General features: G+C 52.4%; 1 protein-coding gene and 1 pseudogene. One reads left to right on the top strand and one right to left on the bottom strand.

Annotation, left to right across the window (positions count from 1 at the left end; genetic code table 11):
* Positions 1–200, bottom strand: a pseudogene (locus J5224_RS32235) (hypothetical protein); the annotation flags it as partial.
* 212 nt (positions 201–412) lie between these two features.
* Between J5224_RS32235 and J5224_RS32240 the strand changes: the two are divergent.
* On the top strand, positions 413–763 hold a 351-nt coding region (locus J5224_RS32240; protein ID WP_264629021.1), incomplete at its 3' end, for a LysR family transcriptional regulator.

The following is a 763-nucleotide window of genomic DNA, read 5'->3' on the forward strand; positions in this document are numbered from 1 at the left end:
ACGTTCATCTGATACTGATTTTTAAACGTCACTTTTTGCTGGGTAACTTTATCGCTTTTATAAAAGTTGTCCGCGCCTTTTGACAGGTCCACCGCGGTGGCGGCGAATGAGCTGATGAGCAGCCCCAGCGCCAGGGTCATATTTTTCATGAAGTACTTCCTCTCGTTTACGTGGTGTGTTTCGCGGATCGGTGTGGACATTAGCGGCTACCTCTGAATATCGACCCGGCCAAATTCAGGCAAGCCTCTGCCGGGCACCATTCACGGGAATGGCGTCAAAAAAGCGCATGAATAAAACGTGCCGATCACGATGTTCTGTTGCTGAAAGTTTTACACGCCGGGTGTAGGCTGACTAGCTAATGAATACTTAATGGGCTTATAAGCCCTGATTATTAATTGGGAACGCCTGCCAGATGAAACGCAACTTGAATGACCTTCTCTATTTTGTCACCGTCGCCCGCGAAGGCAGTTTTACCCGTGCGGCAGCTCATCTTGGGGTAACGCAACCTGCGCTCAGCCAGGCGATTTCCGCGCTGGAAGAACGCATGAAAATTCGGCTCCTCACCCGAACCACCCGCAGTGTATCGCCCACCACTGCCGGAGAACGGTTGTTGCAGGCCATCGGCAACCGCCTTGATGAGATTGAAGCCCAGTTGGATATGCTCACAGAGTTGCGCGACAAACCCGCCGGTACGGTGCGCATCACCTGTGGACCAGACGTTTTGCGTTCCACGGTGTTACCCAAACTGACGCCACTACTGCGT

It is taken from the genome of Candidatus Symbiopectobacterium sp. NZEC135, assembly GCF_025962695.1.